Raw genomic sequence first — 23049 nt, 5'->3', positions numbered from 1 at the left:
GACCACACATGTCCAGTGAGATACCGATGCGGGTGGCGGTCGTGGGAGCGACCGGCTTCCAGGGCAGCGCGGTGGCACGTCTGCTCGCCGAGCGGCACCACCGGGTACGCACGCTCACCCGCCGCCCCTCGGGCGACCGCCCGCCCCTGCCCGGTGCCTCCTTCGTCGCCGGTGACCTGGCGCGCGCGGCGGACGTACGGCGGCTCTTCGAGGGGACGACCCATGCCGTGGTGACGTTGCCGCTGGTCTACGAGCCGGAGCGGGTGCGGCTGTACGCCCGCAACATCGCCCTCGCGGCGCTGGACGCCGGTGTCGTGCGCCTGGTCCTCAACGCCAACACCCGTGTCCCGCAGGGCCCGACGACGGTGCCCGCCTTCGAGACCCGGCGGAGCGCCGAGGAGGTGCTGCGCGACAGCGGCGTGCCGCTGGTCGTGGTACGGCCTCCGGTCTATCTGGACAACCTCTTCTCCCCGTGGAACGGCCCGGCCCTCGTCGACGAGGGCGTCCTCGCCTATCCGCTGCCCCCGTCCACGCCGACGGCGTGGCTGTCGCACCGGGACCTGGCGGAGGCCGTGTACGCCGCGCTGACCGTGGACGGCCTCGACGGCCGCACCTTCGACATCGGCGGGACGCACTCGCTGACCGGCGCGGAACTGGCGGCCGCGTTCGGCCGCGGGCTCGGCCGGACGGTGCAGTACGTCCAGCTCCCGCCCGCGGTCTTCCAGCGCGGGCTTGCCCGGCTCCTCGGCCCGGAGACGGCGGCCGGCGTCGCCGGGATCTACCACTACATGGCGACGGGCGCCGACCCGCTGCTGCTCGCGGCCGACGACGGTGTCTCGGCCGAGGTCCTCGCGGTGCGCGCGGCGCCGGTGGACGAGTGGGTGACCCGTCAGCCGTGGCAGGTGTGGGCCGGCGACGCGGAGGAGCAGTCGCCGTCCTCGCAGGGTTGATCGCGACAGCCCGGGCGACGCGATCGAGTCGCCCCTGAGGCGCTCGTCCCGCTCCCGATCAACACGGCGGGTCGACAGGCCCCATCCGTACGCCCGTTCGTGAACCGGCCCCGTCCCACAAGGACGGGGCCGGAAACTTGTGGGTGCCGTGTGCTTGTCCGTACGCCTACGTCCTAGTAGTTAACAAAGCGCCGGATTGGCCACCGGAAGTCGGTGGAAGGCTCCCCCGGTACACCCCCGTAGACCCGCCATCCGAGTGAACGCGGACAGGAGCGGCCATGCCCGCAACCCGCCAGCCGTCGACGGAGCTACAAAGAGCGCACCACCACCCGCACCCCCGTAAACCCTCAGGTGATGCTGTGAATCCGCTCATGGGACGTATTCCCGTACTGGACGTCCGCCCGCTGGTCGACTGCGGCCGCCGCCCCGCGAAGGCGGTGGCCGGTGAGACCTTCCAGGTGACGGCCACCGTCTTCCGCGAGGGCCACGACGCCGTCGCCGCCAACGTCGTGCTGCGTCGCCCGTCAGGACGGCCCGGCCCCTGGATCCCGATGCGCGAACTGGCCCCCGGTACCGACCGGTGGGGGGCCGAGGTCACGCCGGACGTCGAGGGCCAATGGACGTACACGGTCGAAGCGTGGAGCGACCCCCTCGCCACCTGGCGGCATACCGCCAGGATCAAGATCCCGGCGGGGATCGACTCCGAACTCGTCCTCGCCGAGGGCGCCGAGCTCCACGAGCGGGCGGCGAAGGGCGTCCCGAAGAAGGGCGGCGGCCGCGAGGCCGTGCTGGCGGCCGCGGACGCCCTGCGCGACGAGACCCGGTCCGCCGCCGCCCGGCTCGCGGCGGCCCTCGCCCCGCAGGTGACGGAGGCTCTGGACCGGCACCCGCTGCGCGAACTGGTCAGCGCCTCGCCCGCGTTGCGCATCCAGGTGGAGCGCGAGCGGGCGCTGTTCGGGTCCTGGTACGAGTTCTTCCCGCGCTCGGAGGGCGTGCGGAAGGTCCGTGGCAGGACGGTCCCGGGGACCTTCCGTACCGCGGCGGAGCGACTTCCGGCCATTGCCGCGATGGGGTTCGACGTCGTCTATCTCCCGCCCATCCACCCCATCGGCACCACCCACCGCAAGGGCCCCAACAACGCGCTCTCGGCGAGCCCGAACGACGTCGGGGTCCCGTGGGCGATCGGCTCGCCCGAGGGCGGTCACGACACGGTCCACCCGGACCTGGGCACGATCGAGGACTTCGACGCCTTCGTGGCGCGCGCCCGCGAGCTGCGCCTGGAGATCGCGCTGGACTTCGCGCTCCAGTGCTCTCCGGACCACCCGTGGGTGGAGAAGCACCCGGAGTGGTTCCACCACCGCCCGGACGGCTCGATCGCCTACGCCGAGAACCCGCCGAAGAAGTACCAGGACATCTATCCCGTGGCCTTCGACAAGGACATGGACGGCATCGTCGCCGAGACGGTCCGGGTCCTGCGGCACTGGATGGACCACGGCGTACGGATCTTCCGCGTCGACAACCCGCACACGAAGCCGGTGGTGTTCTGGGAGCGGGTGATCGGCGAGATCAACGGGGCCGACCCGGACGTGATCTTCCTGGCCGAGGCGTTCACCCGGCCCGCGATGATGCGCACCCTCGGCGCGATCGGCTTCCAGCAGTCGTACACGTACTTCACCTGGCGCAACACCAAGGCGGAGCTGACGGAGTACCTCACGGAGCTGTCCGGGGACGTGGCGGCCCAGATGCGGCCGAACTTCTTCGTGAACACCCCCGACATCCTGCACGCCTACCTCCAGCAGGGCGGCCGGCCGGCCTTCGAGGTGCGGGCGGTGCTCGCCGCCACCCTCTCGCCCACCTGGGGCGTGTACGCCGGTTACGAGCTCTGCGAGGGCACGCCGGTGCGGGACGGGAGCGAGGAGTACCTCGACTCGGAGAAGTACCAACTACGGCCCCGGGACTGGGAGTCGGCCGAGCGCTCGGGTGCCTCGATCGCCCCGCTCATCACCACGCTCAACCGGGTCAGGCGCCGTCATCCGGCCCTGCGCCGACTGCGGAACCTGACCTTCCACTCGACGGACAACGACGCGGTGATCGCGTACAGCAAGCGTTCGGGCTCGAACACCGTTCTGGTGGTCGCCAACCTCGATCCTCACCACACCCAGGAGGCCACGGTCTCGTTGAACATGCCGGAACTCGGCCTCGACTGGCCCGAGACCGTGCCGGTGCGCGACGAGCTCACCGGAGAGACCTATCACTGGGGCAGGGCCAACTATGTGCGCCTCGAGCCGGGCATCACGCCCGCGCACATCCTCACCCTGCGACCGTCCCCGCAGACCGGAGGGTCACCCACATCATGACTGTCAACGAACCCGTCCCCGACACCTTCGAGGACACGCCCGCCAAGGACCGTGACCCGGACTGGTTCAAGAGGGCCGTGTTCTACGAAGTGCTCGTCAGGTCCTTCCAGGACAGCAACGGCGACGGCGTAGGCGATCTCAAGGGCATCACGTCCAAGCTGGACTATCTGCAGTGGCTGGGCGTCGACTGCCTCTGGCTGCCGCCGTTCTTCAAGTCCCCGCTACGGGACGGCGGCTACGACGTCGCCGACTACACCTCCGTACTGCCGGAGTTCGGCGATCTCGCCGACTTCGTGGAGTTCGTGGACGCGGCGCACCAGCGCGGGATGCGCGTGATCATCGACTTCGTCATGAACCACACGAGCGACCAGCACCCGTGGTTCCTGGAGTCGCGCGCCAACCCCGACGGGCCGTACGGCGACTACTACGTCTGGGCGGACGACGACAAGCAGTTCCCGGACGCCCGGATCATCTTCGTGGACACGGAGACGTCGAACTGGACCTTCGACCCGGTGCGCAAGCAGTACTACTGGCACCGGTTCTTCTCGCACCAGCCGGATCTCAACTACGAGAACCCGGCCGTGCAGGAGGAGATCCTCTCGGCACTGAAGTTCTGGCTGGACCTCGGCATCGACGGCTTCCGGCTGGACGCCGTGCCGTACCTGTACCAGCAGGAGGGGACCAACTGCGAGAACCTCCCCGCCACCCACGCCTTCCTCAAGCAGGTCCGCAAGGAGATCGACGACCACTACCCGGACACGGTGCTGCTCGCCGAGGCGAACCAGTGGCCCGAGGACGTGGTCGACTACTTCGGGGACTTCGCCTCGGGCGGCGACGAGTGCCACATGGCGTTCCACTTCCCCGTGATGCCACGGATCTTCATGGCCGTACGACGCGAGTCGCGCCACCCGGTCTCCGAGATCCTGGCCAAGACACCGGCGATCCCGGCCCACTGCCAGTGGGGCATCTTCCTGCGCAACCACGACGAGCTGACGCTCGAGATGGTCACGGACGAAGAGCGCGACTACATGTACGCGGAGTACGCCAAGGATCCCCGGATGCGGGCCAACATCGGCATCCGGCGGCGCCTGGCCCCGCTGCTCGACAACGACCGCAAGCAGATGGAGCTGTTCACCGCGCTGCTCTTCTCGCTGCCCGGTTCGCCGGTGCTGTACTACGGCGACGAGATCGGGATGGGCGACAACATCTGGCTGGGCGACCGGGACGGGGTGCGGACCCCGATGCAGTGGACCCCGGACCGGAACGCCGGCTTCTCGTCCTGCGACCCGGGCCGGCTCACCCTGCCGGCCATCATGGACCCGGTCCACGGCTACCAGGTCACCAATGTCGAGTCGGGGATGGCCTCACCGTCCTCGCTGCTGCACTGGACGAAGCGGATGATCGAGATCCGTAAGCAGAACCGGGCCTTCGGACTCGGCTCGTACACGGAGCTGCCCTCGTCCAATCCGGCGGTGCTCGCCTTCCTCCGGGAGGACGGCGACGATCTGGTGCTCTGCGTGAACAACTTCTCGCGGTTCGCGCAGCCGACGGAGCTGGACCTGCGGCAGTTCGACGGGATGAGCCCGGTGGAGCTGATCGGCCAGGTGCGGTTCCCGGCGATCGGACAGTGGCCCTACCTGCTCACCCTGGCGGGTCACGGCTTCTACTGGTTCCGTCTGAAGGCACGGTCGGCCACGAGCCGCCCGAACCCCTGACGGACCAAGCGACCGAAGATCTGACCGAAGAACGGCCAACTGCCCGGGGTGGAGCGGGTTTCCCCCGCGCCACCCTGGGCACTGTGTCCCACACACGGTCGATTCAGGTCCATACGGGCCTTCTTGTCGGGCCCGTACGGATCTTCCCCTCCCGACACGTCCCGCACATCCGGACAGTCGAAGCCGCCATCCGGGACACTTTGCGCATTTGAACTCGATTCACACGAACTCGAATCTGCGCCCCCCGGGGAAAGGACGCGATGCCATGCCGGAGACCGCATCCACCACCCGGGCCCCGGCCGCCCTCCTCCCGTCACTCGCTCCCCTGCTCCATGAATGGCTGCCCCGGCAGCGCTGGTTCGCGGGCAAGGGCCGCCGGGTCATCGGATTCACGCTGGAAGCGGCCACCGAGCTGCTGCCGCTGGACGGCGCGGGACCCGGGCTGCTGCACCTGCTCGTACGGGTGGAACAGCCGGGCCGCCCGGCCGGTACGCCCGTCGACTGCTATCAACTGCTCCTGGGCGTACGGACCCAGCTGCCGCCCCGCCTCGCTCCCGCCCTGATCGGGCGGATCCGGCAGGGACCGCTGGCCGGCCGGGCGGTCTACGAAGGGCTGCGCGATCCGCGGCTCGCCGGGCTGCTCTACGAACGGCTGCGCACACCGGGCCGGATCGGCCCGCTCGGCTTCCACCGCACCGTCGACCTGCCGCCCTCGCTCGCGCCCCGGATGCTGGACGCCGAACAGTCCAACTCCTCGCTCGTGTACGGCGATACGTACATCCTGAAGATCTTCCGCCGCGTCAGCCCCGGCGCCAACCCCGACCTGGAGCTGCCGCTCGCGCTCGCGCGCGCCGGCTGCTCGCGGGTGCCGGCGCCGGTGGCCTGGTTCGAGTCGGGCGCCAGCACGCTCGGCGTCCTCCAGCCGTATCTACGGGACTCCCGGGACGGCTGGCGACTCGCCCTCGACGCACTGGCGGACGGACGGGAGTTCACCGACGAGGCGCACGCCCTGGGCCGGGCCACGGCCGAGGTGCACCTCGCGCTGGCGACGGCGCTGCCGACCGAGCGGCTGCACCGGACACAGACGGAGCACCTGGCCGGGGAGATGGACCAGCGGCTGCACGCGGCGGCGCAGGCGGTGCCGGCGCTGCTTCCGTACGTCCCCGGGCTGCGCGCCGTCTTCGCGGCGGCGGGCGGCGCGGTCGGCTCCGGTCTGCTCCAGCGGGTCCACGGCGATCTGCACCTCGGGCAGACGCTGCGGGCGGCGGACGACGGCGGCTGGACGGTGATCGACTTCGAGGGCGAGCCCGCGAAGCCGCTCGCCGAGCGGTGCCGTCCACAGCCGGCGGTCCGCGACGTCGCGGGGATGCTCCGCTCCTTCGACTACGCGGCGCGCACACACCGCCCGTGGAACGCCGAGTGGGCGGCGCGCTGCCGCGACGCCTACTGCACCGGCTACGCCGAGGCGTCGGGCACGGACCCGCGCACGGACCCGGCGCTGCTGCGGGCCTACGAGACGGACAAGGCGGTCTACGAGGTCGTCTACGAGGCCCGCCACCGCCCGGACTGGCTCCCGGTCCCCATGTCCGCGATCGAACGCCTGGCGGGAGCGGAGTGACGAGTCCGGCCCGGAAGATCGCCGCCCCACGCCCGCGACGGCGCCGTCCACCCGCGTGCGGGGTGCCGCGGGGCCCATTCGGCCGAGTGTCCTGTGCGGGGCCCGCGCCGTTGCGGTTGCGTGGGAACCGGCGCATCTCCCCCACCCCATCCTTCGACCCCCCTTGCAGGAGGCATCCCCGTGACCGCCCGATCCGCTCGAAAGACGGCAGTGCCCCCGGCGAAGACGCCCGCGCCCCGGGCGGCCCAGGATCCCGTACGGAAGGTGCGGAAGGCGCCGCCGCTCGACGCGGGGGACCGGGCGCGGCTGCTCGCCGGGGAGCACCACGACCCGCACGCCCATCTCGGCGCCCACGCCGTCCGCGGTGGCATCGCGATCCGGGTCCTGCGCCCGTACGCCCGTGAGGTCGCCGTCCTCGCCAAGGGCAAGCGCACCACCCTGCACGACGAGGGGGACGGCTTCTTCTCCGGGATCCTGCCGCTGCTCCGCAAGGTCCCCGAGTACGAGCTGCGCGTGCGCTACGACGGCGACGAGCTCGCCGTCCACGACCCGTACCGCTTCCTGCCCTCCCTCGGCGACCTCGACCTGCACCTCATCGGCGAGGGCCGGCACGAGGAGCTGTGGAAGGCGCTCGGGTCGCGGATCACGACCCACCAGGGCGTGACCGGCACCCGCTTCACCGTCTGGGCGCCGAACGCCCGCGGCGTCCGTGTCACGGGCGCCTTCAACCACTGGGACGGCACCGGTCTGCCGATGCGCTCCCTCGGCTCGACCGGCGTCTGGGAGCTGTTCGTGCCCGGCATTGGCGAGGGCGCGGTCTACAAGTACGACATCACCCGTCCCGACGGCTCCCACACGCTCCGCGCCGACCCGATGGCCCGCCGCACCGAGTGCCCCCCGAACACCGCCTCGATCGTCACCGACTCGTACCACGAGTGGAGCGACACCCGGTGGATGGCGAGCCGCGGCGCCCGCCCGCACCACGAGGCGCCGCTCTCGGTCTACGAGGTCCATCTGCCCTCCTGGCGCCCGGGTCTGTCGTACCGGCAGCTCGCCGAGCAGCTGCCCGACTACGTCCGCGATCTCGGCTTCACGCACGTGGAGTTCATGGCCGTCGCCGAGCACCCCTTCAGCGGCTCCTGGGGCTACCAGGTCACGGGCTTCTACGCGCCGACCGCCCGCATGGGCACCCCCGACGACTTCAAGTTCCTGATCGACGCCCTGCACCAGGCCGGGATCGGCGTCCTGATGGACTGGGTGCCCGCGCACTTCCCGCGCGACGACTGGGCGCTGGCGGAGTTCGACGGCCGGCCGCTGTACGAGCACGAGGACCCGCGCCGCTCCGCGCACCCCGACTGGGGCACGCTGGAGTTCGACTACGGCCGCAAGGAGGTACGGAACTTCCTGGTCGCCAACGCGGTGTACTGGTGCGAGGAGTTCCACCTCGACGGTCTGCGCGTGGACGCGGTCGCCTCGATGCTCTACCTCGACTACTCGCGCGAGCACGGCGAGTGGCTGCCGAACGAGTTCGGCGGGCGGGAGAACCTGGACGCGGTCGCCTTCCTCCAGGAGATGAACGCGACGGTGTACCGGCGCTGCCCGGGGATCATCACCTTCGCCGAGGAGTCGACGGCCTGGGACGGCGTCACCAGGGCGACGGACCAGGTGGGCCCCGGCGGCTTCGGCGGTCTCGGCTTCGGCATGAAGTGGAACATGGGCTGGATGCACGACTCCCTCGGCTACGTCGAGAAGGAGCCGGTGCACCGCAAGTACCACCACAACGAGATGACCTTCTCGATGGTGTACGCGTACAGCGAGAACTACATCCTGCCGATCTCCCACGACGAGGTCGTGCACGGCAAGCAGGCCCTGGTCTCGAAGATGCCCGGCGACTGGTGGCAGCAGCGCGCCAACCACCGGGCGTACCTCGGCTTCATGTGGGCCCACCCCGGCAAGCAACTCCTCTTCATGGGGCAGGAGTTCGCTCAGGGTGCGGAGTGGTCGGCCGAGCACGGCCCGGACTGGTGGCTGCTCGACCCGTCGTACGGCGCGGAGCCCGACCACCGAGGCGTAAGGGACCTGGTACGCGACCTGAACACGGTCTACGGCGCGACGCCGGCGCTGTGGGAGCGGGACACCGTCCCCGAGGGGTTCCAGTGGGTGGTGGGCGACGCGGCCGAGGACAACGTCTTCGCGTTCCTCCGCTACGACGCCGAGGGCTCGCCGCTGCTCGCGGTCTGCAACTTCTCTCCCGTCGTACGGCACGACTTCCGGCTCGGGGTCCCGGACACGTTCGCGGCCTGGGCGGAGGTGCTGAACACGGACGCGGCCCGGTACGGCGGTGGCGACGTGGTGAGCACCGACCCGGTGAAGACCGAGTCGGTGCCGTCCCACGGCCGTTCGGCCAGCGTGCGGATGACGCTGCCGCCGCTGGCCACGGTCTGGCTCAGGCCTGCCTGACTCAGGCCTGCCTGATGACCCCCAGCCGCTGAGTGGCCCGGGTCAGCGCCACGTACAGGTCGTTGACGCCGTGCGTGGCGCCGGCCCGGATGCCGTCCGGGTCGACGACGAGGACCGTGTCGAACTCCAGGCCCTTGGCCTGGCGCGGGTCGAGGAGGACCACCGGCCGGGTCAGGTCGGGCGTCGGTCCGTACGAGGCCTCCGGAAGCGCGGCCGTCAGCGCCGGGTGGAGCTCCGTCGGGGCGATCACCGCGAGGCGGCCCTCCTGGCGCGCCTCGGCGGCGACCGCGTCGGCGGTCTCCTTCACGGGGTCCTCGACGGTCCGCCGCCAGGGCTCCACCCCGGTGGAGCGGACGGAGCGCGGCGGCTCGAAGCCCGGGTCGGCCTCGCGCCGGACGTCGGCGGCGACGGCCATGATCTCGGCGGGGGTGCGGTAGTTGACGCCGAGCCGTACGAGCTCCCAGCGGTCCTCCACGTACGGCGTGAGGATGTCCTCCCACGAGCCGACGCCCGCCGCGTCCCCGGTCTGGGCCGGGTCGCCGACCAGGGTCATCGAACGGGTCGGGCTGCGGCGCATCAGGAGGCGCCAGGCCATCGCGGAGAGCTCCTGCGCCTCGTCGACGATGATGTGGCCGAAGGCCCAGGTGCGGTCGGCCGCGGCGCGTTCGGCTGCGCTGCGGTGGTCGGCCTCCTCGTGGCGCTCGGCGAACCGCTCGGCGTCGATGATGTCGTGCGCGGCGAGGACCTCGGCGGCGTCCTTGTCCTGCTCCTCCTTGTCCTCGAACTCGTAGGTGCGCGAGGCGTACGAGACGTCGAGGACGCCCTGTGCGTACTGGATCTGCTTCTCCCGCTCGGCCTCGGCCGCGGCCCGGGCGGCCGAGTCGTCCTCGCCGAGGAGTTCGGCGGCCTCGTCGAGGAGCGGGACGTCGGCGGGGGTCCAGGGGCCGTCCTCGCGCCGGATCGCGGCCGCGTCCCCCTCGGCGAGGTGGGTCGGCTCGGCGAGGTAGTCGGCGAGGAAGGACTCGGGGGTGAGGGGCGGCCAGAGGGTGTCGATGGCGGCGTGGACGTCGGCGCTGGCGGCGATGGACTTGGCGAGCAGGGCGATGTCGTCGGGGCCGAGGAAGTTGGGTCCGCCGTAGGGGTCGGCGCCGATGCGGTCGGCGAGCTGCTCGGCGAGTGCGTCGAGGAGGTGGAAGACGAAGTAGGGCCGGGCCAGGTTGTGCGGCAGCCGGGTCTCGCGGGCCTTGTGGCGGGCTTCGAGGGCCATGTCCCAGTCGATGATCAGGTCGCCGTCGTCGTGCGGCACGATCAGGGGCTCTCCGCGCTCGGGGACCTGCTGCCGGTCCCGTACCGCGTGGGCGAGGGCCTCGGCCATGGCGGCGGAGCCCTTGACGGCGGCGGCATGCGGGGTGTCCGTACCGGTGGCGCGGACGCCGGGGAAGAGTTCGCCGGGGGTGGCGAGCAGGACGCCGGTCTCGCCGAGGGAGGGCAGGACGTTGCCGATGTAGCCGAGGAAGGCCGGGTTGGGGCCGACGATGAGGACGGCGCGCCGGGCGAGCTGCTCGCGGTGCGCGTAGAGGAGGTACGCGGCCCGGTGCAGGGCAACGGCGGTCTTGCCGGTGCCGGGGCCGCCCTCGACGACGAGGACGCCGCGGTGCGGGGAGCGGATGATGCGGTCCTGCTCGGCCTGGATGGTCTGCACGATGTCGTGCATCCGTCCGGTGCGGGCGGCGTCGAGCGAGGCGAGCAGCACCTCGTCGGCGTCCCTGTTCTCGTGCCCGGTGCGGGTCCCGTCGGCGAGGTCGAGGACCTCGTCGTGGAGGGCGGTCACGTCGCGGCCGTGGGTGGTGATGTGACGGCGTCGGCTGAGCCCCATGGGCTCGTACCCGGTGGCGAGGTAGAAGGGGCGGGCGGCCTCGGCGCGCCAGTCGACGACGAGCGGCGTGCGGTCCGGGTCGTCCTTCCGGATGCCGATGCGGCCGATGTGGTGGTCGCGTCCGTCCCGGAAGACGAGCCGTCCGAAACAGAGCCCGGTCTCCCCCGCGTTGAAGGCGGCGAGCAGCCCGGACTGCTCGGCGACCATCACGTCACGCTCCAGCCGGCCCTGGTTGCCGACCCACGGCGCCTTCAGCGCCCGGCCGACGTCGGCCTCGGCCCGGTCCCTCAGGTCGTCGAGTCGTGCGTAGAGCTCTGTGATGAATTGCTGCTCATTCCGAAATTCCTCGGTTGACAATTCGACTCCCGGCGCGATACAGTGCGTTTATTGAACTTCTCCGCGTCTTTCGTTGTGCGCAGACACGGAATCCAAGAATATACGCGAGAAACAACCCCGACTGCAATTCTAGTCGGGGTATTTTCATGTCTCATGGGGAGAGACGAAGCCCGCGATCTGTTGATCGCGCAGGGCGCGGACACGCTGAACCACCCGGGCGGCACCCTGCTCGCCCATCTGGACCGGGTCGAGGCCCTGTTGACGGCCTGGGGCGCACGGGACGCCCTCCGGCTCGCCGGCCTGTGCCACGCCTTCTACGGCACGGACGGATTCGCCGAGCAGCTGCTGCCGCTGGAACGCCGCGATGAGCTGGCCGCGGCGATCGGCGCGGAGGCGGAGGAGATCGTGTACTTCTACGCGAGCTGCGCCCGGGAATTCTCGTACCCCGCCGTCGAACGTGAGAACGGACTCTTCCGGGACCGCTTCACCGGCGAGACGTTCGCGCCGACGGCGACGCGGCGGGCGGACTTCGCGGAACTGACCGCCGCGAACGAACTGGACGTGCTGCGCGTGAACCAGGAGCTGCGGTCCCGGCACGGTGGCGCACTGCTCGGACTGTTCACCCGCTGGCGGGGGCTGCTCACCGGACCCGCCTCCGCGGCGGCCCGCGAGGACCTTGTGGGGCTCCGGCCGCGACTCGACGAATAATCCAGTGCGGGCCCGGGGTGGCCCCGCTACCGTCACCCGTATGAAGCGTGCCGCGATCATCACGACGACGCCGGAGAGTGTCCCGGCGCGCTGACCGCTGTCATTACGTCACGAAGCCCCGGGGCCGAGCGCCCCGGGGCTTCGTCGTTCCTCCGGCCGCTCGTCCCGGGCGACCGCCCCAGGAGGACGCCATGCACCAGGACCACCGCAGGCTCGGCCGCGAGCTGGACCTGTTCGACACCGACCCGCTGATCGGCGCGGGGCTGCCGTACTGGCTGCCCGACGGAGCCGTCGTACGGCACACCCTGGAGGAGTACGTCCGGGAGGTGGAGCGACGGGCCGGGTACCGGCACGTGTACTCACCCGTCCTCGGGAAACGGGAGCTGTACGAGATCTCCGGGCACTGGGCCCACTACAGCGACGACATGTTCCCGCCCATGGAACTCGGCGGCGAGCAGGTCGTCCTGCGGCCGAGCCTCTGCCCGCACCACGCGGTGATCTACCGCTCCCGCGCGCACAGCTACCGCGAGCTGCCCCTGCGGATGGCCGAACTCGGCGGCATGTACCGCTCCGAACTATCCGGCGTCCTCGGCGGGTTGACCAGGGTCCGGGCCATCCAGCTGAACGACGCGCACATCTTCTGCACCCTGGACCAGGTCGCCGAGGAGGCCGCGGCGGCACTGGGGCTGATCGGGCGGGCATACGAGGCGATGGGCATCGCGCCGGCCCGGTACCGGCTCTCGCTCCCCGGGCCCGGCGGCAAGTACGTCGCCGCGCCCGCGCTGTGGGAGCGGTCCACCGCGCTCCTGCGCGACGTGCTCGACGCCTCCGGGCTCGCGTACGAGGCCGCCGAGGGCGAGGCCGCGTTCTACGGGCCCAAGATCGACGTGCAGGTCGCGGACGGAGCGGGGCGGGAGTCGACCCTGTCGACCGTGCAGATCGACTTCCACCAGCCCGAGCGCTTCGGTCTGCACTACATCGGGGCGGATGGCGCCAGGCACCGGCCCGTCATGATCCATCGCAGCATCGTGGGCAGCGTGGAACGAGCCGTCGCCCACCTCCTCGAACACCACGCAGGCGCCTTCCCGGCCTGGCTCGCCCCCGTCCAGCTGGTCGTCCTGCCCGTCTCGGAGTCCGAGCGGCCCGCCGCCGACGCACTGGCCGCCCGATGTGCCGAACTCGGCCTGCGAGCCGAGGTCGTGGGCCCGGAGCGGGGCACCCTGGGCGCCCGCGTCCGGGAGGCACGCCTCGTCCCGTACCAGGCGGTCATCGGCGCGAGGGAGGCGGCCGACGGCCTTGTGGCGCTGCGGCTGCGGGACGGCCGTCGGCTCGACCCGCGCCCCTCGGGCGAGATCCTCGAACGGATGAGGGCGCTGGTCGGGGCGCACAGCACCGAGCTGTGGGACAGCCTTCGAAAGGCGTCCCCCGACCGACTCCCCCTGGGCGACGCCTCTTAGACCAGCACGTCTTCGAGCTCCTTCAGGAGGCGGCGCTTCGGGCGGGCACCCACCATCGACTTCACGGGTTCGCCCGCCCGGAACACCATCAGCGTCGGCGTCCCGAGGACTCCGTACCGCACCGCGATCTCCGGGTTCCTGTCCACGTCCAGCTGGACGATCCTCAGCCGGTCCGCCTCCTCCGCGGCGACCGCGCCGAGCACCGGCCCCAGCTGGCGGCAGGGGCCGCACCAGTCCGCGGTGAACTTCACCAGGACGGGCAACTCCGAGCCGAGGACCTCGGCGTCGAAGTCGGCGGCCGTCACCTCGGTGACACCTTCGATCCGGATCATTCCGTCATCCTCCGAGTTCGCACGTGGGTTCCGGGCCGCCGGGCAGTTCCGCCTCGGCCCGCAGCAGCTGCGCGGCGACCTGGGCGCGGACCGCCTGGAGCTGCTCGACGAGTCCGTCCAGCTCCGCGAGCTTGCGCCGGTACACGTCGAGCGAGGCCGGACAGGCGTCCCCCGCCGGGTGACCCGCCCGCAGGCAGTCGACGAACGGCCGGGTCTCCTCCAACTCGAACCCGAAGTCCTGCAGGGTCCTGATCTGCTGGAGGAGCCGCAGGTCGTCCTCGTCGTACGTGCGGTAGCCGTTCTCCGTCCGCCGGGCGGCCAGGAGGCCACGGGACTCGTAGTAGCGCAGAGTCCGCGTGGTCGTCCCGGCCCGCTCGGCCAGCTCGCCGATTCGCATGGGTCGAACGTAAGCCTTGACGCCGACGTCAAGGCAAGCGGACGGGGGCGCGGGTGATGGCGGTCCGTGCTAGGGAGGACTCATGGAGCAGGACGAACTGCTGCGGTTCCTCCGCGGGCACCGGCTCGCCGTCGAGGCGTCCGTGGCCCCGGACGGGTCACCGCAGGCTGCGGTCGTCGGATACGCGGTCACGGACGACCTGGAGATCGTCTTCGACACCGTGGAGACGACCCGTAAGTACGAGAACCTGGTCGCCGACCCGCGGATCGCGCTGGTCATCGGCTGGGGCGAGATCACCGCCCAGATCGAGGGCGTCGCGGACATCCCTCACGGCCCTGAGGGGGAACGGATCCGCGAGTGCTACTTCACGGCGTACCCGGACGGCCGCGACCGCCTCGCGTGGCCGGGAATCACCCACGTGCGGGTACGCCCGCGCTGGGCGCGGTACAGCGACTTCACGTCGGAACCGCCGAGGATCGAGGAAGTGAGGCTGAGGTAGGGGGCGGGACGATCGCCCACACGGGGGTGGGGAGGGCGCGGGGCCGCTCACGCGGGACCGTGTCCCTCCTGCCGGGCCGGGCGCACGTCGTGGTGGGAGCCGTTTCCGTCGACGCCGCCGGGAGGAAGGAGCGGCTTGCGCTCCACGGGGGACGACAGGACGATCGAGGTCGTCGTCCGGCCGAGCGCCGAGGTCCGCTCCAGGATCTCTTCGAGATGGATCGTGTCGGTGACGGCGACCTTGAGGATCCAGCAGTCCTCGCCCACCACGTGGTGGACCTCGCGGATCTCGGGCCGGGCGACGAGCTCCAGCGTCCGCGGGTGCTTGAGCGTGTAGCCGCCGTGCGGGTTGACGCGGATGAAGGCCTGGATGCCGTAGCCGAGCCGCGACGGGGCGACATGGGCTCCGTATCCGGTGATCGCCCCGCAGGCCTCCAGTCGGCGCACCCGCTCGGTGACGGCCGCCGGGCTCAGTCGAACGCGCCGGCCGAGCTCGCTGAGCTTGATGCGGCCGTCGGTCTGGACGAGCTCCAGGATCTGCCGGTCGATGGGGTCGAAGGCGCCTCCCGAGGTTTCGTCGGCGGCGGGGCGCAGATGCCGTGGTTCCTTCGGCGCGGCGGCCTGTACTCCCATGTTTCCCCCTTCAGACAGCGAGCGCACAACGTAACACTTGTCGTATGAACATTCTGATCATCGGCGGGAACCGCTATTTCGGAAAGCGATTGACGGCCCGTCTCCTGAAATCCGGACACGCGGTGACGATTCTGAACCGGGGTTCTTCCCCTATTCCGGACGACCTTCCCTCCGACGCCCCCCATACCGTCACCCACCTCCTCGCCGACCGGAACGACGAGGCCGCTCTGGAATCCGCGCTCGGCGACCGGACTTTCGATGTCGTCGTCGACCAGGTCTGCTACACCCCGCGCCAGGCCGCCATCGCCCGGCGGGTGTTCGGGCCGCGCACGGGGCGCTATGTGATGACGTCGACGGTGGAGGTGTACGAGTACGAGGACTCCGCCACGCCCGTACGGGAGGAGGCGGTCGATCCGCGCACCGTCACCGTCGACCTCGATCTTCCCTGGGACGACGGCGAGTTCCTCGACGCACACTACGGCGAGGGGAAGCGGCAGGCCGAAGCCGTGTTCGCGGCCGAGCCGCCGTTCCCGTACACGGCGGTACGGGTCGCCCATGTGCTGGGCGGCGAGGACGACTTCACCGGACGGGTCGAGCACTACGCGCACCGTGTCAGGGCGGGCGAGCCGATCGCCGTACCGGCGGTGAACCACCCGGCCACCTATGTGTACGTCAAGGAGATAGCCGAATTCCTGGCATGGGCGGTGGAGGCCGAATTCACCGGACCGGTCAACGCCCATTCCCATGGTCCGCTCACCACGGCCGACATCTGCGCCGAGATCGAGAGGCAGGTGGGCGGAAGGACCGTTCTGCAGGAGGTGGAGGTCGGCGAGGTGTCACCGTTCTCCTTCGCCCGCTCGTACGGAATGGACAACTCCCGTGCGACGGCTCTCGGCTTCTCCTTCTCGCATTCCGCGCAGTGGCTGGCACAGGCCCTCTCCGAGACGCTGGGGGCACGCTGATGCGATACCGGACGCTCGGAGACGTGCGCGTCGGCGCGATCGGTCTCGGCGCGATGCCGCTGTCGATCGAGGGCCGCCCCGACGAGGCCCGCGCACTCGCCACCGTCCACGCGGCGCTCGACGCGGGTGTGACGCTGCTCGACACGGCGGATTCGTACCACCCGCCGGACGGCGAGCCGGGCGAGGGCGAGCTACTGGTGGCGCGCGCGCTGGCCACGTACGGGGGTCGTGGCCGGGGCGGGGGCGGTACGGACGAGGTGCTCGTGGCGACGAAGGGGGGTCGAGGGCGGACGGCGGACGGCGACTGGACCGTCGACGGCACGCCCGCCCACCTGCGGCGGGCGGCCGAGGCGTCCGCGCGGCGACTGGGGGTGGAGGCGATCGGGCTGTACCAGCTGCACAAGCCGGACCCGGCCGTCCCGTACGCCGAATCGCTCGGCGCGATACGGGAGTTGCTGGACGCGGGCACGATCCGGCTGGCAGGGATCTCCAATGTGGACGTGGCGCAGATCCGGCTCGCGCGGGAGATCCTGGGGGACCGGCTGGTCTCCGTACAGAACCGGTACTCCCCCGCCGTACGGACCTCCGAGGCGGAGCTGCGGCTCTGCGCGGAGCTCGGTCTGGCCTTCATGCCGTGGAGTCCGCTGGGCGGGATCTCGCGCAGCTCGCTGGACGGAGCGTCGGCCCTGGAGGCGGACCCCGAGTTCGGGGCGTTCCATCGGGTGGCGCGGGCGCGCGGGGTGAGTCCGCAGCGGGTGGCGCTCGCCTGGCTGCTGGCCCGGTCGGAGGCGGTGCTCCCGATCCCGGGGGCGAGCCGGCCGGAGACGGTACGGGACTCGGCGGCAGCCGCCGAACTCGTGCTGGATGCACGTGAGTTGGCCGAGCTGGGCGTTCACTAGCCGAAGGCACCGGACCCATTGACGGGGCCGGTGTCTCCAACTACAAAAGCCTCCTGAGAGCGCTCTCAGGCGCTCGTCCCCCACCGGAGGTGTTCTCCTTGAGCCGCGTCCGACGTACCCCCCTGCTCGCCTCGCTCCTCGCCGCCGCCCTCGCCACGGGCACCCTGCTCGGCCTGAGCGGGGCCGGCACCGCCAGCGGTGCCGTTCCGCCCCCGGCGCCCGGCTGGTCGCTCCAGTGGAGCGACGACTTCGACGGCCCCGACCGCGCCCTGCCGAACGCGGCCGACTGGCAGATCGACACCGGTCACGGCTACCCGGGCGGCCCCGCCAACTGGGGCACCGGAGAGATACAGAACTACACCTCGAGCCCCGACAACCTGCGCCTCGACGGCACCGGCAACCTGCGGATCACCCCGCTCAAGGACGGCGCGGGCAACTGGACCTCGGCCCGGATCGAGACGAAGCGCGCCGACTTCAAGGCCCCCGAGGGCGGGACCCTGCGCATCGAGGGCCGGGTCCAGATGCCGAACGTGACGGGTGACGCGGCCCTCGGCTACTGGCCCGCGTTCTGGGCGCTCGGCGCGCCCTACCGGGGCAACTACTGGAACTGGCCGGCCATCGGCGAGTTCGACATCATGGAGAACGTCAACGGCCTCAACTCCGTCTGGGGCGTGCTGCACTGCGGGGTGAACCCGGGCGGCCCCTGCGGGGAGACCACCGGCATCGGCGCCAGCCGCACCTGCCCCGGCGCGAGCTGCCAGTCGGCCTTCCACACGTACCGCTTCGAGTGGGACCGCTCGGTCTCCCCCAACGAGCTGCGCTGGTACGTGGACGACCAGCTCTTCCACAGCGTGAACGAGACCAGGGTCGGCGCCCAGGCGTGGGCCGACATGACCAGCCACGCGGGCTACTTCATCCTGCTGAACGTGGCGATGGGCGGAGCCTTCCCGGACGCGCTGGCGGGGAAGACGCCGACGGCGGCGACGGTGTCCGGGCGACCGATGCTCGTCGACTACGTCGCGGTCTGGACGAAGGGCGGCGGCACGACCCCGCCGACCACTCCCCCGCCCTCGGGCTCCTCGCAGCTCTACCTTCGGACGGGTTCGGGCGCGGGCGACGCCCAGTCGGCCGCATCCTCCGCGGCCCTGGCCTCGGCGGGCGGCGCCAATCACGACGGCACCCCGGCCAACGCGCAGGTCTTCACCTCGGGCCCGATCACCCGGACGTACAACGGCGGGTCGACGGCGTTCGACCTGTTCGTGGACGCCGGGTCGGTGGTCGCCAACGGGCAGCAGGTACGGGTGAGTTACGACCGTACGGGCGACGGGAGCTGGGAGCGCGTGGAGACGTACCAGTACTTCGCGACGGATCCCGTACCGGGTTACGAGCACTACACCCAGGCGAGGGGGCTGCGGTCGGCGACCGGCAGCCACGGGAACCTGGTGAACGGACGGGTCCGGATCGAGGTGTGGAACGCGATCGGGAACGGGCCGAGCACGGTCGGCGTCGGCAACCAGTCGGTGGTCAGGATCCCGTTCTCGTGACCCCGCGGCCCGCATCCTCGTGACCCTGTCGCCCCAGGTGCGACGAGCAGGACGACCCCGGCCGCGCATGCGGCCGGGGTCACCCCTTCCCCGAGGCCCGGATCCGGCTCAAGGCCCGGGACCCGGGAAGCCTCAGACTCCGGCGCGGGCCTTCTCCACGCCCTCCCCGGGGCCGTCGGCCCGCTGGTCGGGCACGGTGTCCGCCGGGGCGTGGTCGTCGACCAGGGTCTTCTCGTCGAACGGGACCCGGCCGGCCAGGACCTCGGAGACCCGGGCCTTGTCGATCTCCTTGGTCCAGGTGCCGACGAGGACGGTCGCGACCGCGTTGCCCGCGAAGTTCGTCAGGGCGCGGGCCTCGCTCATGAAGCGGTCGATGCCGACGATCAGACCGACGCCGTCGACCAGCTCGGGCCGGTGCGACTGGAGGCCGCCGGCGAGGGTCGCGAGACCGGCGCCGGTGACGCCCGCCGCGCCCTTCGACGCGATGATCATGAAGACCAGCAGGCTGACCTGCTCGGCGAGCGAGAGCGGGTTGCCCATCGCCTCGGCGACGAAGAGCGAGGCCATCGTCAGGTAGATCGCCGTGCCGTCCAGGTTGAAGGAGTAGCCGGTCGGCACGGTGATACCGACGACGGGCTTGCTGACGCCCAGGTGCTCCATCTTGGCGATGAGCCGCGGCAGCGCCGACTCGGAGGACGAGGTGGAGAGGATCAGCAGGAACTCGCGGCCCAGGTACTTCAGCAGCGCGAGGATGTTGACCCCGGCGACCACCCGCAGCAGCGCGCCGAGCACCACGAAGACGAAGAGCGCGCAGGTCACGTAGAAGCCGATCATGATGACCGCGAGCGACTTCAGCGCGTCGACGCCGGTCGCGCCGACGACCGCCGCGATGGCACCGAAGGCGCCGATCGGGGCCGCCCACATGATCATGGCGAGGATGCGGAAGACCAGCCGCTGGATGTGCCCGATGCCGCGCAGGACCGGCTCACCGGTCTTGCCCATCGCCTGGAGCGCGAAGCCCGCGAGGAGGGCGACGAGGAGGGTCTGCAGGACCTCGCCCTCGGTGAAGGCGGAGACCAGGGTCTTGGGGATGATCCCGAGGAGGAAGTCCGCGGTGGACTCGCTCGCCCCGTCGGCCTGCTTGGCGCCGGCCTCGGCGACCTCCTTGGTGAGGTGGAGGCTGGAGCCGGGGTCCAGGATGTTGCCCACGAGAAGGCCGATGGCGAGGGCCACGGTCGACATCACGAGGAAGTACCCGAGCGCGAGTCCGCCGACGGCGCCGACCTTCGCGGCCTTCCGGACCGAGCCGACGCCGAGGACGATCGTGCAGAAGATGATCGGCGAGATCATCATCTTGATCAGGTTCACGAAGCCGGTGCCCAGGGGCTTGAGTTCCACGGCGACGCCCGGCGCCACGAACCCGACCGTGATGCCGAGTACGACGGCGGCGATGACTGCGAGATACAGGTAGTGGGTACGGTCCCGTTGTGCTGCGGCCACGGGGTCCTCCTCGTGCTGATGGGTGTCCACGTCCCGGTGGATCCCAGCGAATATCCATCAGCCTGTGACCCGGGTCACCCTTGCGTTCGTTTCGTTCACGACCGAACCATGTGCGTTCACGACCGACCCTGTGGCGGAGAACGATTCGGGAACGGGATTCCCCGCCGCAAATCCGGCGGGGCACACTTACCGACATGCGCATACCGTTCCCCCGACCCCGCAGCCTCGCCGGCCAGCTCTTCGCGATGCAGGTCGTGCTCGTGGCCGCGATCGTGGCCGGGTGCGCCTTCTTCGCGTACATCACGGACCGCGCCCAGGCCGAGGAGACCGCGACCCGCCAGGTCACCGCGCTGGCGACCGCCGTCGCCGAGTCCCCCTCGGTGGTGGAGGCCGCCGGCTCCACGGACCCGAGCGCGCGCCTCCAGCCGTACGCCGAATCGCTGCGGCAGCACTCAGGCGTCGCCTTCGTGGTGATCATGGCCCCGGACGGCACCCGCTGGACGCATCCGGAGCCGGACCAGATCGGCCGTACGTACCTCGGTCACATCGAGCCGGCCCTGAAGGGGACGACCTTCTCCGAGACCCACTTGGGGACGCTCGGCCGCTCGGTCCGCGCGGTCGCCCCGGTCTTCGACGACGGCCGGGTCGTGGGTCTGGTCAGCGCGGGCATCACGATCGAGAAGATCAGCGAGCAGGTACGGGAGCAGGTGACGGCCCTGCTCGGGATGGCCGGGGCGGCGCTGGCGCTCGGCGGTGTCGGTACGTACGTGATCAACGCGCGGCTGCGGCGGCACACGCACGGCATGAACGCGTCCGAGCTGAGCCGGATGCACGACTACCACGAGGCCGCGCTGCACGCGGTGTCCGAGGGGCTCGTGATGCTGGACGGGCAGCGACGGATCGCACTCATCAACGACGGCGCACGGGAGCTGCTCGGTCTCGACGCCGACGTGGTGGGCCGGTCGGCTGCGGACCTGGGGCTGCCGGTGTCGCTCACGAGCGCGTTGCTGGCCTCGGAGCCGCGGGTGGACGAGCTGCATCTGACGGCCGAGCGCGTGCTCGTGGTCAACACCCGTCCGGTGGTGGGCGGGGAGCGCCGGGGTACGGTCGTCACCCTGCGGGACCGCACGGAACTCCAGGCGCTGTCAGGTGAGTTGACCTCCGAGCGGGGGTTCACACAGGCGCTGCGTTCGCAGGCCCACGAGGCGGCGAACCGTCTGCACACGGTCGTCTCGCTGATCGAACTGGGCCGGGTGGACGAGGCCGTCGGCTTCGCGACGGCCGAACTGGAGCTGGCGCAGGCGCTCACCGACCGGGTGGTCGACGCGGTCGGCGAGCCGGTCCTGGCGGCGCTGCTGCTCGGGAAGGCGGCGCAGGCCAACGAGTCGGGGGTGGAGCTGGTCCTGACCGAGGACAGTCGCATCGACGACGGACTGCTGCCGCCTGCGCTTCCGTCCCGGGACCTCGTCACGATCCTCGGCAACCTGATCGACAACGCGGTCGAGGCGGCGAGCGGTACGCCGCAGGGGCGGGTCACCGTCACGGCCCGCACCCACGGCGGGGAGCTCCTCCTCAGGGTCTCCGACACCGGCCCGGGGATCGACACGGGCGACCCGGACGCGGTCTTCGACCGCGGCTGGTCCACCCGAGGCCCCGGGCGGGGCCTGGGCCTCGCGCTGGTCCGTCAGGCGACGACGCGGGCCGCCGGCACGGTGGTCCTGACCCGGGCCCCGGAGGGCGGCGCGGAGTTCACCGTACGACTGCCGTTGACGGCGGAGGCTGGTGCGGCACTGGCGACGGAGCCCCCGGGGCCGGTGCCTCCGGGCCCGAGCCCGGCCGCGGGATCGACCCCTGCGCCGGCCCTGTCGGCGCCCCCGTCCGCACCCTCGTCCGCGCCGATCACCCCGTCCGCCCCAGCCCTCGCGCCCGACGATGCCCCCGTGCCCGACCATGCCTCGGCCCCCACGCCCGGCTCTTCCGCCCTCGGCTCGGCTTCGGCGACCCCTGCCGGCTCCCCCGGTGCGGAGGTGTCCGCATGAGCCAGGACATCCGCGTACTGGTCGTCGAGGACGACCCCGTCGCCGCCGACGCGCACGCGCTCTACGCCGGGCGGGTGCCCGGGTTCGCCGTCGTCGGGGTCGCGCACTCGCGGGCCGCGGCCGTGCGCGTCCTCGACCGCCTGCCCGTCGACCTGATCCTGCTCGACCTGTACCTCCCCGACGGCCACGGACTGCACCTGCTGCGCTCGCTGCGCGCCGGCGGTCACTCCGCCGACGTCATCGCCGTCACCTCCGCCCGCGATCTCGCGATCGTCCGCGAAGGGGTGTCGCTCGGGGTCGTGCAGTACGTCCTGAAGCCGTTCACCTTCGCGACCCTGCGGGACCGGCTCACCCGGTACGCGGAGTTCCGCGCCACCGCCGGGGAGGCGGCCGGGCAGGACGAGGTGGACCGGGCCCTGGCGACCCTGCGCACGCCGCAGCCCGCCTCGCTGCCCAAGGGGCTGAGCGCCCCCACCCTGGAGGCCGTCACCCGTACCCTCCGGGACTCCCCGGACGGCCTGACGGCGGCCGAGGCCGGGGCGGCCGTCGGGATCTCCCGGATCACCGCGCGCCGCTATCTGGAGCACCTGGTCACGGACGGGCGGGCCGCGCGGGCCCCGCAGTACGGGCAGATCGGCCGGCCGGAACTGCAGTACCGGTGGATCACGACGATCGCCCGCTGAGCCGGACCTTGCCCGACCATCGGACACCACCCACCGGTCACCGAACGCGACGATGATCGATACGGATTGTTACCTGCCGGTTCCG

At 71.4% G+C, this 23049-nt stretch carries 18 protein-coding genes; 13 read left to right on the top strand and 5 right to left on the bottom strand.

Going from position 1 to position 23049, the window contains the following annotated elements; translation table 11 throughout:
• The first annotated feature begins 8 nt into the window (after positions 1-8).
• The 5 genes from ACFQ7Q_RS17670 (at position 9) to glgB (ending at position 9100) form a co-directional block, all read left to right on the top strand.
• On the top strand, positions 9-950 hold the full coding sequence (locus ACFQ7Q_RS17670; protein ID WP_383555695.1) for an SDR family oxidoreductase: 942 nt from the start codon (positions 9-11) through the stop codon (positions 948-950).
• A gap of 371 nt (positions 951-1321) precedes the next feature.
• Positions 1322-3307: an alpha-1,4-glucan--maltose-1-phosphate maltosyltransferase gene (locus ACFQ7Q_RS17665; RefSeq protein ID WP_383555693.1), complete on the top strand. Its 1986-nt coding sequence runs from the start codon at positions 1322-1324 to the stop codon at positions 3305-3307.
• A complete protein-coding gene (gene treS, locus ACFQ7Q_RS17660) occupies positions 3304-5022 on the top strand; it encodes a maltose alpha-D-glucosyltransferase (RefSeq protein ID WP_383555690.1) in 1719 nt (572 codons plus the stop codon). The genes ACFQ7Q_RS17665 and treS overlap by 4 nt, the downstream gene beginning before the upstream one ends.
• Before the next feature lie 265 nt (positions 5023-5287).
• Entirely contained in the window at positions 5288-6640 is a 1353-nt protein-coding gene (locus ACFQ7Q_RS17655; RefSeq protein WP_383555687.1) for a phosphotransferase, read from the top strand.
• Between the two features lie 180 nt (positions 6641-6820).
• Positions 6821-9100: a 1,4-alpha-glucan branching enzyme gene (glgB, locus tag ACFQ7Q_RS17650; protein WP_383555685.1), complete on the top strand. Its 2280-nt coding sequence runs from the start codon at positions 6821-6823 to the stop codon at positions 9098-9100.
• A gap of 1 nt (position 9101) precedes the next feature.
• Here glgB and ACFQ7Q_RS17645 read toward each other — a convergent pair whose 3' ends face one another.
• Positions 9102-11333: a HelD family protein gene (locus ACFQ7Q_RS17645; RefSeq protein ID WP_383555683.1), complete on the bottom strand. Its 2232-nt coding sequence runs from the start codon at positions 11331-11333 to the stop codon at positions 9102-9104.
• A gap of 132 nt (positions 11334-11465) precedes the next feature.
• On the opposite strand from ACFQ7Q_RS17645, the gene ACFQ7Q_RS17640 reads away from it, so the two are divergent.
• Positions 11466-12020, top strand: coding sequence for a DUF6817 domain-containing protein (locus ACFQ7Q_RS17640; protein WP_383555681.1), 555 nt, complete (start codon positions 11466-11468; stop codon positions 12018-12020).
• A gap of 191 nt (positions 12021-12211) precedes the next feature.
• On the top strand, positions 12212-13477 hold the full coding sequence (gene thrS, locus ACFQ7Q_RS17635; protein WP_383555677.1) for a threonine--tRNA ligase: 1266 nt from the start codon (positions 12212-12214) through the stop codon (positions 13475-13477).
• On the opposite strand, the gene trxA is transcribed toward thrS, so the two are convergent.
• Together trxA and ACFQ7Q_RS17625 are read right to left on the bottom strand one after the other, a co-directional pair.
• Entirely contained in the window at positions 13474-13809 is a 336-nt protein-coding gene (trxA, locus tag ACFQ7Q_RS17630; protein WP_383555675.1) for a thioredoxin, read from the bottom strand. The genes thrS and trxA overlap by 4 nt on opposite strands.
• 4 nt (positions 13810-13813) lie before the next feature.
• Positions 13814-14206: a MerR family transcriptional regulator gene (locus ACFQ7Q_RS17625; RefSeq protein ID WP_329115735.1), complete on the bottom strand. Its 393-nt coding sequence runs from the start codon at positions 14204-14206 to the stop codon at positions 13814-13816.
• A gap of 82 nt (positions 14207-14288) precedes the next feature.
• Here ACFQ7Q_RS17625 and ACFQ7Q_RS17620 point away from each other — a divergent pair, with 82 nt between their 5' ends.
• Complete coding sequence (locus ACFQ7Q_RS17620; RefSeq protein WP_383555672.1) at positions 14289-14705, top strand: pyridoxamine 5'-phosphate oxidase family protein; 417 nt, start codon at positions 14289-14291, stop codon at positions 14703-14705.
• 47 nt (positions 14706-14752) lie between these two features.
• On the opposite strand, the gene ACFQ7Q_RS17615 is transcribed toward ACFQ7Q_RS17620, so the two are convergent.
• On the bottom strand, positions 14753-15337 hold the full coding sequence (locus ACFQ7Q_RS17615) for an Lrp/AsnC family transcriptional regulator (RefSeq protein ID WP_383555669.1): 585 nt from the start codon (positions 15335-15337) through the stop codon (positions 14753-14755).
• A 44-nt stretch (positions 15338-15381) separates the two neighbouring features.
• Between ACFQ7Q_RS17615 and ACFQ7Q_RS17610 the strand changes: the two genes are divergently transcribed.
• The 3 genes from ACFQ7Q_RS17610 to ACFQ7Q_RS17600 all read left to right on the top strand — a co-directional run bounded on the left by ACFQ7Q_RS17610 (position 15382) and on the right by ACFQ7Q_RS17600 (position 18742).
• Positions 15382-16299 (top strand): NAD-dependent epimerase/dehydratase family protein, encoded by a 918-nt coding sequence (locus ACFQ7Q_RS17610; RefSeq protein ID WP_383555666.1) that lies wholly within the window; start codon positions 15382-15384, stop codon positions 16297-16299.
• Positions 16299-17198: an aldo/keto reductase gene (locus ACFQ7Q_RS17605; protein ID WP_383555663.1), complete on the top strand. Its 900-nt coding sequence runs from the start codon at positions 16299-16301 to the stop codon at positions 17196-17198. Before ACFQ7Q_RS17610 ends, ACFQ7Q_RS17605 begins: the two co-directional genes overlap by 1 nt.
• A 98-nt stretch (positions 17199-17296) precedes the next feature.
• A complete protein-coding gene (locus ACFQ7Q_RS17600; protein ID WP_383555660.1) occupies positions 17297-18742 on the top strand; it encodes a glycoside hydrolase family 16 protein in 1446 nt (481 codons plus the stop codon).
• Positions 18743-18874: 132 nt separating this feature from the next.
• Here the strand turns inward: ACFQ7Q_RS17600 and ACFQ7Q_RS17595 are convergent, their stop codons facing one another.
• A complete protein-coding gene (locus ACFQ7Q_RS17595; protein ID WP_383555658.1) occupies positions 18875-20242 on the bottom strand; it encodes a cation:dicarboxylate symporter family transporter in 1368 nt (455 codons plus the stop codon).
• 194 nt (positions 20243-20436) lie between these two features.
• Here ACFQ7Q_RS17595 and ACFQ7Q_RS17590 point away from each other — a divergent pair, with 194 nt between their 5' ends.
• Both ACFQ7Q_RS17590 and ACFQ7Q_RS17585 read left to right on the top strand, forming a co-directional pair.
• On the top strand, positions 20437-22281 hold the full coding sequence (locus tag ACFQ7Q_RS17590; RefSeq protein WP_383555655.1) for an ATP-binding protein: 1845 nt from the start codon (positions 20437-20439) through the stop codon (positions 22279-22281).
• Positions 22278-22964, top strand: coding sequence for a response regulator (locus ACFQ7Q_RS17585; protein ID WP_383555653.1), 687 nt, complete (start codon positions 22278-22280; stop codon positions 22962-22964). The genes ACFQ7Q_RS17590 and ACFQ7Q_RS17585 overlap by 4 nt, the downstream gene beginning before the upstream one ends.
• The last annotated feature ends 85 nt before the right edge of the window (positions 22965-23049 follow it).

Origin of the sequence: Streptomyces sp. NPDC056527 (assembly GCF_042794475.1) — a bacterium.
Classification (GTDB): Bacteria; Actinomycetota; Actinomycetes; order Streptomycetales; family Streptomycetaceae; genus Streptomyces.
This window is presented reverse-complemented; position numbering and strand designations above follow the sequence as displayed.